This is a genomic window from Pseudomonas sp. WS 5503 (assembly GCF_012985385.1).
In the GTDB taxonomy this organism is placed as follows: Bacteria; Pseudomonadota; Gammaproteobacteria; order Pseudomonadales; family Pseudomonadaceae; genus Aquipseudomonas; species Aquipseudomonas paracarnis.
This window is the reverse complement of record NZ_JAAQWI010000001.1, coordinates 294,659-307,850: the sequence shown is the minus strand read 5'-3', so window position 1 is coordinate 307,850 and position 13,192 is coordinate 294,659. Positions and strand designations below refer to the sequence as shown.

The following is a 13,192-nucleotide window of genomic DNA, read 5'->3' as shown; positions in this document are numbered from 1 at the left end:
TTTTTCGCGAGCAAGCTCGCTCCTACACAAACAAAGCGGGCTAGCCGAGCCGTTTCATTCCCGCTGCCTTGGCCGCGTTCAGATCAAAGGTGGCGGTGTACTCGCAGCCCGCCGCATGGCCACAGCGTTCAACCAGGCAGTCGGCAAAGTCGGCTTTGCCTGCGGTGAACTTGCGCAATGCCTGCCAGATGATATCGGCGTGCTCGACGGTCAGCTCCCGCGTGTGCAGCAAGGTTTCCAGCACCATCACCACCTCGCTTTTGGCCGACTGGTAGCAGCACTGCAACACCCACACCAGCTTCGTAAGCGTCACCAGACTGACAAAGCCTGGCGAGGTGGCGGTGAGCGATTCGATGAGCTGGGACGCCTTGGCTGATTGAACCGGGTCGTCCTGGGTCACGTAACGCACCAGCACGTTGGTATCCAGGCCGATCATCCAGCTGTTGCTCCCTGGGCCGCGATGGCGCGGTTCATGTCTTCGATAGACACGGCATGGGCAGGCTTGCGGATCAAACCTTTGAGGTCCTTGACGGTTTTGCTTGCGGCAATCATGGAAAACTTGCCGTCTTCCATTTCAACGAATTCCACCCGGTCGCCTGTTTCCAGGCCCAGGGCCGTCCTGACCTGGACAGGGATGGTGATTTGCCCTTTTGAAGTGAGTGTGGCGGTGGCCATAGTGAAGATCTCCATCGTGATATTCCTTACCTTAGGGTAAGGGATGACAGAGGACAATATCCGTTGGTCCATAGGTCGCTCGCTGAGGTGGGTGAGTCTGAGTAATAAAACCCTAGTCCGAACACTCGCACCTCACACGCCGGGACATGCCCCAAACAGATACAAACTATGACCGACCGCCGCTAGCTCATTGCACCACGCGGTAGCACGGTACATACGCCGCGCCGCCTGGCAACTTCATGCGGTGCTGGGCCACGAATGCCTTCAGCAGCTCATCCAACGGTTTCATGATCGCCGGGTCGCCGTGGATCTCATACGGGCCGTTCTCCTCGATCAGGCGAATACCCTTGTCCTTGACGTTACCCGCCACGATCCCCGAGAACGCCCGGCGCAGGTTGGCCGCCAATTCATGGGGCGGCAGTGCGTGGCTCAGTTGCAGGCTGGCCATGTTTTCGTGGGTGGGGTCGAACGGGCGCTGGAAGCCTTCGTCGATCTTCAGCAGCCAGTTGAAGTGGAACGCGTCGTTACGCTCGCGGCGGAATTGCTTCACCGCCTTGAGGCCGGTGGTCATCTGGCGGGCCACTTCAGCCGGGTCGTCGATGATGATCTGGTAATGCTTCTGCGCCGCTTCGCCCAAGGTGGCGCCGACGAACGCGTGCAATTGTTCCAGGTAAGGCGCGGCATGTTTCGGCCCGGTGAGCACCACCGGGAACGGCAGGTCGCGGTTGTCCGGGTGCATGAGGATGCCGAGCAGGTACAGGAACTCCTCGGCCGTGCCTGCGCCGCCGGGGAAGATGATGATGCCGTGGCCGACACGCACGAAGGCTTCCAGGCGCTTTTCGATGTCCGGCAAAATCACCAGCTCGTTGACGATGGGGTTCGGCGCTTCGGCAGCGATGATGCCTGGTTCGGTCAAGCCCAGGTAACGGCCATTGGTGATGCGCTGCTTGGCGTGGGAAATGGTTGCGCCCTTCATCGGGCCTTTCATCACGCCGGGGCCGCAACCGGTGCACACGTCGAGGCTGCGCAGGCCCAGTTCGTGCCCGACTTTTTTGGTGTATTTGTATTCTTCGGTGTTGATCGAATGGCCGCCCCAGCACACCACGATCTTCGGCTCGACACCCGGGCGCAGCGTACGGGCGTTACGCAGCAGGTGGAACACGTAATCGGTGATGCCTTGGGAGTTGCTCAGGTCGATACGCTGGCTATCCAGCTCGTTCTCGGTGTAGACGATGTCGCGCAGGGCGCTGAACAGCATTTCGCGGGTGCTGGCAATCATTTCGCCATCGACGAAGGCATCGGCGGGGGCGTTGAGCAGTTCCAGACGTACGCCGCGGTCCTGCTGGTGAATACGCACTTCAAAGTCTTTGTAGGCGTCGAGGATGGTCTTGGCGTTGTCGATATGCGCGCCGGTATTGAGAATCGCCAGGGCGCATTGGCGGAACAGGGTGTAGATGCTGCCGGTACCGGCTTCGCTCAGTTGCTGCACTTCACGTTGGGACAGGGTTTCGAGGCTGCCCTTGGGGCTGACGGAGGCGTTGATGACTTGACGTTGGGGCATTCTGATTCCTTGAAAGCATAGCCACCGCGCCCGCTAGGGGGCGATGGCTTGAGAATGGTGAGCGCCAATTAAGGTCGCACGAGACGGTTATTTACCTCAGGCGCAAGGCCCAGCGCAAATGCCGTCCAACACCATCATGCCGCAGAACTTACTGAATCAGCTTCCAGTTTTTGTAGAAAACCCGACGCAGGGTAAAGACCAGGCCGGCAAACCCTGCGATCACGGCGTTGAGCACCGAGGGCAGCAGGGTCGGGCGCACAATATCAATGAACAGGCAGTAGCGTTTGGCGTCGTTTTTGTTGAAGGAGGCGTGCATCAGCGTGTCATCGAAGATAAACAGCGGGTCGTCGTGCCAGTAGTGCTTGTGCTTGCCCACCTGGATGTACACGCCCTCATGGTGCGGTGCCGGCGCCATGTTGTAGAGCACACGGAACATCATGCGCAGGGGGCCGAAGTGGAACGAGGTCGAGCGGTTCTCGTTGAACACCGAGACGCCGATGGTTTTCACGAACGGCAGTTTCTTGCGCAGCTGCGGGATATCCAGGGTGGTTTCGATCGGGCGACCGTACCACTGGAAGAACAACATGCCGCGTTTCTTCTCGGCCATGCGCTCGTCCAGGTAGCTGATGATTTCATCCTTGCGGGCCATGGCGTCGTCGATCACCTGTTGCAGGTCTTCGCGCCAGGCCGGTGGCAGGTCGTTCATGGTGTAGACATGCCGGTTGCGGCTGCTGAGCAGGTCGAGCAGGGTGTTGAACGGTGCCAGCACCCAGGTATTACGACCGTTGCCGATAAAATACTTCTTGATGGTGTCGCGGTCGTACAGGCCGTTACGCAGGAAGTCATAAACGCCGCAGCACACCACCAACAGCAGAAACACCAGGCAACTGCGCGGGAAACAATAGATCAATAGCAGAACGCCGAGTACCCACGCCAGGGATACCAGCTTCTTGCCGACAGCATTTTTGCTCATGAAACGAGGCTCCAAAGCCGAAACATATTGAAACAATCTCGTCATCATAGGGGTTTATGGGGCCGGCAGGCGTTTTTAAATAGGGTGAAATTGTGAAGCTGCTGCACAATTTGTAACCGTTGCCGTGCAGGCTCCGACGTTTTGTGGATTGAATTTTGAGAACAGAAGATTTGCGACTATCGTGACGCTTCGGTTTTTCAGGCGTCATAGACCGGTACGATTGAAGTTGAATGGCCACTATTGGCCTTCGGCACCTTGGAAGAGGCAGAAATTTTTATGATCATCAAACCGCGGGTTCGTGGCTTTATCTGTGTGACCGCTCACCCTGTTGGCTGTGAAGCGAACGTCAAAGAGCAGATTGACTACGTAACCAAAAACGGCGTCATCGAGGGCGGCCCTAAAAAGGTACTGGTCCTCGGTGCCTCCACCGGCTACGGCCTGGCCGCGCGCATCAGTGCTGCGTTTGGCTGCGGCGCCGACACCCTGGGCGTGTTTTTTGAGAAAGAAGGCGAAGAAGGCAAGCTGAGCTCCGCCGGCTGGTACAACAGCGCGGCGTTCGAGAAGTTTGCCGTGGAAAAAGGTCTGTACGCCAAGAGCATCAACGGCGACGCGTTCTCCGACGAGATCAAGCGCCTGACCATCGAGACCATCAAGAAAGACCTGGGCAAGATCGACCTGGTGGTCTACAGCCTGGCCGCGCCACGCCGTACCGACCCGCAAGGCGTGGTGCACAACTCCACCCTCAAGCCAATCGGCAAGGCCGTGACCCTGCGCGGGATCAACACCGACAAGGGCGTGGTGGTCGACACCACGCTTGAGCCTGCGACCCAGGAAGAAATCGACGGTACCGTGAAGGTCATGGGCGGCGAAGACTGGCAGCTGTGGATCGACGCCCTGCGTGACGCCGATGTATTGGCCGAAGGCGCCAAGACCACCGCGTTCACCTACCTCGGTGAGAAGCTGACCCAGGACATCTACTGGAACGGCTCCATCGGCGAAGCCAAGAAAGACCTGGACAAAAAAGTTTTGACCCTGCGCGAGAACCTCGCTGCGCTCAAGGGCGACGCCCGTGTGTCGGTGCTCAAGGCGGTGGTCACCCAGGCCAGCTCGGCGATCCCGATCATGCCGCTGTATCTGTCGCTGCTGTTCAAGGTGATGAAAGAGCAGGGCACCCATGAAGGCTGCATCGAGCAGGTCTACGGCCTGTTCAAGGACAGCCTGTACGGCAGCGAGCCGAAACTCGACGCCGATGGCCGCCTGCGTGCCGACCTGGCCGAGCTGGAACCGAAGGTCCAGGATGCCGTGGCCGCGCTGTGGAACCAGGTGACCGACGACAACGTCAACGAGATCAGCGATTTTGCCGGTTACAAGGCCGAGTTCCTGCGCTTGTTTGGCTTTGAGGTCGACGGCGTGGATTACGACGCGGATGTGAACCCGACCGTCAAAATCAACGGCCTGATCCAGGCTTAAAACGCGGTCAATAAGGTGGGAACTGGCTTGCCCTGATGCCAGTCAGTTAACGCAAATCCCCTGTGGGAGCGGGCTTGCCCGCGAAGGCGGTGTGTCAGTCGCAGCATCTGAGGCTGTACGACCGCTTTCGCAGGCAAGCCAGCTCCCACATTTGATCTTCGTTGTTTTGAGCATTGCGTTCGCTCAATGAGGCCATGCCTCCTCCCACCTGTCTTTTCAGACACTTCTTACACCTCGGCGCGCGCCTCCCTCTTGTAGATCTGTCAGACTCCAGCAGCTATCAAGCCATGCTAACGGAGGATCTGATGACGATTCGTGCAGTAGTTTTTGATTTCGGCGGTGTCCTGTTCGACTGGAGCCCGCAGCACCTGTACCGCAAGCTGATTGCCGACGACGTTGAGCGCCAGTGGTTCCTCGACACCATCTGTACCCAGGACTGGAACACCGAGCAAGATGCCGGTCGCTCCCTGGCTGAAGCCACCCGCACCCTGGTTGCCCAATACCCCGAACACACGACCCTGATCCAGGCTTATTACGAGCGCTGGCCCGAAATGCTGCGGGCTGAATTACCCGAGGGCGTGGCGATTCTCGAAGCGTTACATCAGGTTGAGATGCCGCTGTTCGGGCTTACCAACTGGTCGGCTGAAACCTTCCCTTACGCCCGGGCCAACTATCCATTCCTGACGCGTTTTCGCGACATTCTGGTGTCCGGCGAGGTGAAGTTGATCAAGCCTGACCCGGCGATCTACCACGCCAGCCTCACCCAGGTGCGTGCGCACCTGCCGGATGTCCAGGCCAGTGAAGTGGTGTTTGTCGACGACGTCGCCGGCAACATCGAGGCTGCCATTGCGTTGGGCTGGCAGGGCATTCATCACGTATCGGCCGAGCGCACCGCTGCGCGTTTGCGTGAGTTGGGCGTGGCGTTCTAGCGCGCCCATTTCTCCATTACAAAGTCGACGAACGCCCGCAGCTTGGGCAGGCGGTAGCGGTCTTGGCGATACATCAGGTGCATGGGGCGGCTGGGCAGTTTGTAGGTGGTCAGCAAGGCCACCAGCTTGCCGCTCTCCAGGTCCGGTTGCACCAGGGCATCGGCCAACATGCTGATGCCCATGCCGTTGATGGCGGCCTGGCGCAAGCCTTGGGAGCTGTTGATGGTCAATGAGCCAGACACCGGCACCTCCACTTCACCTTCATCGCCGGTCATGCGCCAGAGTTTATCGGTGTCGCGCCAGTTGTCGTTCGCGGGGTAGGCGAATGCCAGGCAGTCATGCTGCTGCAGGTCATCCGGGGTTTGCGGTGTGCCGCGTCGCGCCAGGTAGGCAGGGGAGGCGCAAAGGGTGAGGGTATAGGCCTGCAGAGGCCGGGCGATCAGGCTGGAGCTTTCCAGTTCGCCGAGACGGATCGCCACGTCAAAACCGCTGTCGACCAGGTCCATGCGCTCATTGCTCATCACCACGTACAGGTCGATAAGTGGGTAGCGCTGGGAAAACTCACTCAAGGCCGGCACCAGGCGTTCGGTGCCGAACACGGGGGGCGCGGTGATGCGCAGGCTGCCTTTGGGGGTTTCGCTGTGGACCTGCTCGGCCAGCAGCTCGGAGTCGGCCACCAGCCCCAGCACTTCCAGGCAGCGCTGATAATACTGCCCGCCAAATTCGGTGAGGTTTTGTTTGCGCGTGGTGCGTTTGAGCAAGCTGACGCCAAGCCGTTGTTCCAGCGCTCGCAGATGGTTGCCCACCATGGTGGTCGAAATCCCGCATTCCTGCGCGGCGGCGGTCATGCTGCCGGCCTCGACGACTTTCACGTACACCGACATTGCCTGGAACAGATCCATTATCAAGCCCTGGTTTAAAGTTATTGCAGCAATTCTGCGTTTATCCAGCGAGGGTGGTTAACCATACTTGATCCACCCCAACGATGCACTGGAGCCGCCACCATGACCGCCGCCTGCCTGATGAGCACTTATCAACCCCTGGCCCTGAGCTTCACCCGCGGCCTAGGCACGCGCCTGTGGGACCAACAGGGCCGCGAATACCTGGACGCCGTGGCCGGCGTAGCGGTGACCAATGTTGGCCATTCCCACCCAAGGTTAGTGGCCGCCATCAGCGAACAGGCCGGCTTGCTGCTGCACACCTCCAACCTCTACAGCATCGACTGGCAACAACAATTGGCCCGGCGCCTGGCCCAACTGTCCGGGCTGGACCGCGTGTTCTTCAACAATTCCGGCGCGGAGGCCAACGAGACGGCGCTGAAGTTGGCGCGTTTGCATGGCTGGAAAAAAGGCATCGAACAGCCGTTGGTGGTCGTGATGGAGAACGCCTTCCACGGCCGCACGCTAGGCACCATGGCTGCCAGCGACGGGCCTTCGGTGCGCCTGGGGTTCCAGCGATTGCCCGGCGATTTCATCAAGATTGGGTTTGGCGACATGGCGGCTCTGGAGGCGGTCACCGCGCAGTTCGGTACACGCATCGCGGCGGTACTGCTTGAACCAATCCAAGGTGAAAGTGGTGTGTTGGTGGCGCCACCAGGCTACCTGAAAGCCATGCGCGATCACTGCACGCGCCACGGCTGGCTGATGATGCTCGACGAAATCCAGACCGGCATCGGGCGCACCGGCACCTGGTTTGCCTTCCAGCACGAAGGCATCGTGCCGGACGTGATGACCCTGGCCAAAGGCCTGGGCAATGGCGTGCCCATCGGCGCCTGCCTGGCCCGCGCTGCCGTCGCTGAGCTGTTCACCCCAGGCAGCCATGGCAGCACCTTTGGCGGCAACCCGCTGGCGTGTCGCGTCGGGTGTACGGTGCTGGAGATTATCCAGGAGCAAGGCTTGCTCGAGAACGCTGCGCGCCAGGGAGAACACTTACTGGCCCGGTTGCGGATGGAGTTGGAGGACCACCCGCAGGTGCGGGCGATTCGTGGCAAGGGCTTGATGATCGGCATTGAACTGGCCAGCCCTTACCGCGACCTGGCCCAACGGGCAGCGCAGGAGCATGGGCTGTTGATCAACGTCACGCGTGGCAAGATCATTCGCCTGTTGCCGCCACTGACGCTGGAGCGCAAGGAAGTGGAGATGATCGTGCGAGCCATCACCCGCCTACTGGACTGAAATACGATGCTCGTTCCCACGCTATGCGTGGGAACGCCTGCTGTGACGCTCTGCGTCACGCGTTAAGAGCGGACGCGGAGCGTCCAGGGCAGCATTCCCACGCAGAGCGTGGGAACGATCAGCAGCGTGGGAGCGATCAGAAACACTTACTGGCGCGGTTGCGGATGGAGTTGGAGGAGCATCCGCGCGCAGGAGCATGGGCTGTTGATCAACGTCACGCGGGGCAAGGTCATTCGCCTGTTGCCGCCACTGACGCTGGAGCGCAAGGAAGTGGAGATGATCGTGCGAGCCATCACCCGCCTACTGGACTGAAAGACGATGCTCGTTCCCACGCTCTGCGTGGGAACGCCTCCTGTGACGCTCCGCGTCACGCGTTAAGAGCGGACGCGGAGCGTCCAGGGCAGCATTCCCACGCAGAGCGTGGGAACGATCAGCAGCGTGGGAGTGATCAGAAAGAGGGGCCATTCAGCCATTCCTGGTTCATCGTTTCGGTGTCCCCCAAGTACTCCAACAACCACGCCATGGCCGGCGACAGTTTGTTCTGCGCCCACGCCACACACGACGGGCTGGCCGGAAATGGCCGGCTCAATTGCAGCGCCACCAACTCCCCGCGCTCGATCCATGGCAATACCTGATGGGCCGGCGCCATCCCTACACACAGGCCATCGCGCAGGCAATCCAGGGCCGACGCCCAGTTGGGCACCACCAGGCGGCGCTGGTTATCCAGGGTCCAGGTGTCGCGCTTGGGCAGGTTGCGGGAGGTGTCGGTCATGCACAGCGAGGCAAAGGGGCGCAGTTGGTCATCACTGAGCAAACCTTCCACCGCAGCCAGCGGGTGCCGGGCGCTGACCACGCACAGCCAGTTCAACAGGCCCATGTCGCGGAAGCTGAAGTGGCTGGCCACCGGCACCGCGCTGGTGGCGCCGATCACGATGTCGGTGCGTTCATCGGCCAACGCATCCCACACGCCGTTGTACACCTCGTATTCGAGCAGCAATTCCACTTCGGGAAACTGCCGATAGAAGTCGAGCACCAATTGCCGGCAGCGCTGGGGTTTGACGATGGAGTCCACGGCCACCTTCAATTGGCCGCTCCAACCATTGGCCACCTGTTGGCACAGGCGCCGGGTGCCGAGCATTTTTTTCATCACGCCGCGGGCTTCGTCGATAAACAGGCGGCCGGCAGGGGTCAGTTCCACGTCGCGATGCCGGCGCACAAACAGCGGCACGGCCAACCATTCTTCGAGCTGACGCACGGTGTAGCTGATGGCCGACGGTACGCGGTGCAGTTCCTGGGCGGCGGCGCTGAAGCTGCCGTGACGGGCGACGGCGTCGACTACATCCAGGGAATATTCCGACCACATAGGTACTGCCTTCAAAATTATTGATGAGAGTGTCCAATTATTATCGCTTCACACAGATATTGTCAGCTTCATAATGGGCGCCAGTCAGCAAATAGTTTGATGGCAGTATCTACAAGGCTTCGATGAAAAATTCTTTTGGTTTTACCTGGTATCTGGCGGGGCTGAGCATGCTCGGTTATCTCGCCATGGACATGTACTTGCCGGCGTTTGGCGCCATGGGCGAGCAGTTGAACATTGGTGCTGGCGCGGTGGGCGCCAGCTTGAGTATTTTCCTTGCCGGCTTTGCGCTGGGGCAGTTGCTGTGGGGGCCGCTCTCGGACCGCCTGGGGCGCAAGCCCATCCTGCTCGCCGGCCTGAGCCTGTTTGTGCTCGGTTGCCTGGGCATGTTCTGGGTTCAGAGCGCGCCGCAACTGCTGGCCCTGCGCTTTATGCAGGCGATTGGCGTGTGTGCCGCCGCCGTCAGTTGGCAGGCCTTGGTGATTGATCGCTACCCGGCCGACAAGGCTCACCGCGTCTTCGCCAGCATCATGCCGTTGATGTCGCTATCGCCGGCCCTGGCACCGCTGTTGGGCGCCATGGTGCTGAATCACTTTGGCTGGCAAGCGATCTTCGGCGTGTTGCTGGTGGTATCGTTGTTGCTGTTGTTGCCGACCTTGTTCCTGCGCAATGTGCCCAAGCGTTCGGAGCACAAGGGCAGCCCGGTGCGCCTGGGGTATGGGCAATTGCTCACTTCTCGGGTGTTTACCGGCAATGTGATGATCTTCGCCGCCTGTTCGGCCAGCTTCTTCGCTTGGCTGACCGCCTCGCCGTTCATCCTCGGTGGCATGGGTTACAGCCCGAATGACATTGGCCTCAGCTACGTGCTGCCGACCCTGGCGTTTCTCGTTGGCGGCTACAGTTGCCGCAGCGCCTTGCAGCGCCTGCCGGGTAAAACCCTGCTGCCGTGGTTGCTGGTCGCCTATTGCTTGAGCATGGTGGCGTTGTACCTGGTGGCCACCTTGAGTGTGCCGACCCTGACCACCTTGTTGATCCCGTTCTGTCTGATGGCGCTGTGCAACGGCGCCAGCTACCCGATTGTGGTGGCGAATGCGCTGATGCCCTTTGCGGAAAATTCCGGCAAGGCGGCGGCCCTGCAAAATACCCTGCAATTGGGCTTGTGCTTCCTGGCCAGCCTGTTGGTGTCGTCGATGATCGAGCAGCCGCTGTTGATCACGGTGATTGTGATGCTGGCGACGGCACCACTGGCGGTGTTGGGCTATTGGCTGGCACGGCCGAAGGGCAACTCTTCCGAACTGGCCAACGCCTGAGCTGACAATACGATCAAACTGGTAGGAGCGAGCTTGCTCGCGAAAAACGTCAACGATAACGCGGGCTTTCTGAATGAACGCGGCGTCGGTGAGTTTTTCGCGAGCAAGCTCGCTCCAACAAAAAGCCTGCTTCTTCAGTCAGAACGTCACTTCCATGTTCAGCGTCGGTGTTGAGGTGCGGCTGCCACGGCCGCCGTCCACCCCGAACTTGTTATGCCAGTACTCATACCCCACCCCCAGATACAGGTTCGGCTTCACGCTTTTACCTGGTCGCACCGCCACCATCAGCGCTGTACGCATCAAGGCCTCCGCTGCCGTATCGCGGCCATGGTAGTCCTCGCCTTTCTCCCCGACGTAATTGATAAACCCCTGGAATTTCGCCGCATGGTTGCCCACCTCGAACGGTCGCATCCAGGTCAGGTTGAGCATGTAGGTAGCGTCGAAGGTGTGGTTCGACTCTTGCGCGCCGGGAATGCCGGTGTGGTTCTTTTCCTTGTAGTACATCAGGCTCAGGTCCAGCACGCCGACAGTGTTGAACTTCAACGTAGGGCCAATCACCAAGGCGCGCTTCTTGGCGGATGCGAAGTTGTTGTTGCGGTTGGCGTCGAAGCCCAGGGTCAGCGCGTAATCCTTGATCAGCCCCGTGCCCGGCGGCAAGTCGAACACGCGTGAGGCATACAGCTGATGCCGGTACACGGCGTACACCTCGCTGCCACCGTGGTCGGTGCCTTTGCGCGGGTCGCTGCTGTCGGACAGGAATACGTCGAGGTTGAGGAAATTGCTGCCGTAACGGTAGCCGCTGGCGTGGGTAAAACTGTAGATGCGCTTGCTGAAGTCGTCGGGGTTGTTCGGGTTGGTGAAGTGCTGCCCGTAGCGGAACCCGACGCTGTTGTTCATCCATTCCACCGCAACAGCCTCCCCGCCGCCGAGAAGGGTCAATGCGACGGTGGCGCCCTGTAGTGCCTTTTTCATTATTTTTGTCCTTTGGCGTTCTGGCTCGTGACGGCCGGATTGTTTTTGTAACGCCGTTGGAGGGTATCTTGTTCGATTGATTGTATACAACTCTATGGACATACAGTCTGAACATTGCATACAGTGAGCGCACAACAAAAACAGAGAACCCCTCACCATGACTATCCCGAAGGCGTCACCGCAGCGGCCCGAAGATGAAAATCTGGGCGTCGCCGCCAACATGGCTTACGGCCTGCAGCATGTGCTCACCATGTATGGCGGCATCGTCGCCGTGCCGTTGATCGTCGGCCAGGCAGCCGGGTTGTCGCCGGCGGATATCGGTCTGCTGATCGCTGCATCGCTGTTTGCCGGTGGCCTGGCCACGCTTTTGCAAACCCTGGGCCTGCCGTTCTTCGGCTGTCAGTTGCCGCTGGTGCAGGGCGTGTCGTTCGCGGGTGTGGCGACCATGGTGGCGATTGTCGGCAGCGACGGTGCCGGTGGTGTGCCAGCGATTCTCGGGGCGGTGATGGCCGCGTCCTTTATCGGTTTGTTGATTACCCCGGTGTTCTCAAGGATCACCAAGTTTTTTCCGCCGCTGGTGACGGGCATTGTGATTACCACCATCGGCCTGACCCTGATGCCTGTAGCGGCGCGCTGGGCCATGGGTGGCAACAGCCGGGCGGCAGATTTTGGCAGCATGTCCAACATCGGCCTGGCCGCGCTGACCCTGGTGCTGGTGCTGCTGCTGAGCAAGATCGGCAGCGCAACCATCTCTCGCTTGTCGATCCTGCTGGCCATGGTGATCGGCACGGTCATCGCGGTGCTGCTCGGCATGGCGGACTTCTCTGGCGTCATGCAGGGGCCGATGTTCGGTTTCCCCACACCCTTTCACTTCGGCATGCCCACCTTCCATGTGGCGGCGATCATTTCCATGTGCATCGTGGTGATGGTGACGCTGGTGGAAACGTCGGCGGACATCCTGGCGGTGGGTGAGATCATCGACACCAAGGTGGACTCCAAGCGCCTGGGCAACGGCCTGCGTGCCGACATGTTGTCGAGCATGTTTGCGCCGATCTTCGGTTCGTTTACCCAGAGCGCATTCGCCCAGAACGTCGGCCTGGTGGCGGTGACAGGGGTCAAGAGTCGGTTTGTGGTGGCCACTGGCGGGGTGTTCCTGGTGGTGCTCGGCCTGTTGCCGTTCATGGGGCGGGTGATCGCGGCCGTGCCCACCTCCGTGTTGGGCGGCGCCGGGATTGTGTTGTTCGGCACAGTGGCGGCCAGTGGGATTCGCACGCTGTCGAAGGTGGATTACCGCAACAACATGAACCTGATCATCGTTGCCACGTCTATCGGCTTCGGCATGATCCCCATCGCCGCGCCGAGCTTCTACGATCAGTTTCCAAGCTGGTTCGCGACCATCTTCCACTCGGGCATCAGCTCGTCGGCAATCATGGCGATATTGCTGAACCTGGCGTTCAACCACTTCACCGCCGGCAACTCGGACCAGCAGTCAGTGTTTGTGGCGGGGACTGAGCGCAGCTTGTGCTTTCGCGACGTGGCTGCGTTGCGCGATGGGGATTACTACCGGGGTGGGAAGTTGTTTGATGCCGAGGGCAAGGAAATTCCCCTGGTAGCAGATACCTCAAAGAAAGCCGCAAAACCCGAAACCACTGAGGTTTAAACAGGTAGGAGCGAGCTTGCTCGCGAAAAACGTCAACGATGACGCGTGCTTCCTGAATAAACACGGCGTCTGATAGTTTTTCGCGAGCAAGCTCGCTCCTACAGAGGG

The 13,192-nt window shown here is 60.0% G+C and carries 12 protein-coding genes and 1 pseudogene; 6 read left to right on the top strand and 7 right to left on the bottom strand.

Features of this window, described 5'->3' with window-relative positions; all coding sequences use genetic code 11:
- Positions 1–40: 40 nt before the first annotated feature.
- The 4 genes from HBO10_RS01435 to HBO10_RS01420 form a co-directional block, all read right to left on the bottom strand.
- Positions 41–436 carry a type II toxin-antitoxin system VapC family toxin gene (locus HBO10_RS01435; protein WP_034126669.1) on the bottom strand — a complete coding sequence of 132 codons (396 nt, stop codon included), beginning with the start codon at positions 434–436 and terminating at the stop codon, positions 41–43.
- Positions 433–690 carry an AbrB/MazE/SpoVT family DNA-binding domain-containing protein gene (locus HBO10_RS01430; protein WP_032892812.1) on the bottom strand — a complete coding sequence of 86 codons (258 nt, stop codon included), beginning with the start codon at positions 688–690 and terminating at the stop codon, positions 433–435. The genes HBO10_RS01435 and HBO10_RS01430 overlap by 4 nt, the downstream gene beginning before the upstream one ends.
- A 172-nt stretch (positions 691–862) precedes the next feature.
- On the bottom strand, positions 863–2,236 hold the full coding sequence (gene ppnN / locus HBO10_RS01425; RefSeq protein WP_014717596.1) for a nucleotide 5'-monophosphate nucleosidase PpnN: 1,374 nt from the start codon (positions 2,234–2,236) through the stop codon (positions 863–865).
- A gap of 148 nt (positions 2,237–2,384) precedes the next feature.
- Positions 2,385–3,209 (bottom strand): aspartyl/asparaginyl beta-hydroxylase domain-containing protein, encoded by an 825-nt coding sequence (locus HBO10_RS01420; RefSeq protein WP_032900476.1) that lies wholly within the window; start codon positions 3,207–3,209, stop codon positions 2,385–2,387.
- Between the two features lie 276 nt (positions 3,210–3,485).
- On the opposite strand from HBO10_RS01420, the gene fabV reads away from it, so the two are divergent.
- Positions 3,486–4,679 (top strand): enoyl-ACP reductase FabV, encoded by a 1,194-nt coding sequence (gene fabV / locus HBO10_RS01415; RefSeq protein ID WP_032902674.1) that lies wholly within the window; start codon positions 3,486–3,488, stop codon positions 4,677–4,679.
- A gap of 305 nt (positions 4,680–4,984) precedes the next feature.
- Positions 4,985–5,608 carry an HAD family phosphatase gene (locus HBO10_RS01410; protein WP_034126670.1) on the top strand — a complete coding sequence of 208 codons (624 nt, stop codon included), beginning with the start codon at positions 4,985–4,987 and terminating at the stop codon, positions 5,606–5,608.
- Here the strand turns inward: HBO10_RS01410 and HBO10_RS01405 are convergent.
- Entirely contained in the window at positions 5,605–6,510 is a 906-nt protein-coding gene (locus tag HBO10_RS01405; RefSeq protein WP_034126671.1) for a LysR family transcriptional regulator, read from the bottom strand. The genes HBO10_RS01410 and HBO10_RS01405 overlap by 4 nt on opposite strands.
- A gap of 102 nt (positions 6,511–6,612) precedes the next feature.
- Between HBO10_RS01405 and HBO10_RS01400 the strand changes: the two genes are divergently transcribed.
- Positions 6,613–7,782, top strand: a complete 1,170-nt coding sequence (locus HBO10_RS01400) for an acetylornithine transaminase (RefSeq protein ID WP_034129680.1) — start codon at positions 6,613–6,615, stop codon at positions 7,780–7,782.
- Positions 7,783–7,922: 140 nt separating this feature from the next.
- Positions 7,923–8,094 (top strand): annotated as a pseudogene (locus HBO10_RS31180) (aspartate aminotransferase family protein); the annotation flags it as partial.
- A 136-nt stretch (positions 8,095–8,230) separates the two neighbouring features.
- Here HBO10_RS31180 and punR read toward each other — a convergent pair.
- Entirely contained in the window at positions 8,231–9,145 is a 915-nt protein-coding gene (punR, locus tag HBO10_RS01395; RefSeq protein ID WP_034126673.1) for a DNA-binding transcriptional activator PunR, read from the bottom strand.
- Positions 9,146–9,267: 122 nt separating this feature from the next.
- Here punR and punC point away from each other — a divergent pair, with 122 nt between their 5' ends.
- Positions 9,268–10,452, top strand: coding sequence for a purine nucleoside transporter PunC (punC, locus tag HBO10_RS01390; RefSeq protein WP_034126674.1), 1,185 nt, complete (start codon positions 9,268–9,270; stop codon positions 10,450–10,452).
- Positions 10,453–10,590: 138 nt separating this feature from the next.
- Here the strand turns inward: punC and HBO10_RS01385 are convergent, their stop codons facing one another.
- Entirely contained in the window at positions 10,591–11,424 is an 834-nt protein-coding gene (locus HBO10_RS01385) for a hypothetical protein (RefSeq protein WP_034126675.1), read from the bottom strand.
- Between the two features lie 157 nt (positions 11,425–11,581).
- On the opposite strand from HBO10_RS01385, the gene HBO10_RS01380 reads away from it, so the two are divergent.
- The gene (locus HBO10_RS01380; protein WP_032892803.1) at positions 11,582–13,084 is read left to right on the top strand and encodes a nucleobase:cation symporter-2 family protein; all 1,503 of its coding nucleotides are present in this window, start codon (positions 11,582–11,584) and stop codon (positions 13,082–13,084) included.
- Positions 13,085–13,192 lie beyond the last annotated feature (108 nt).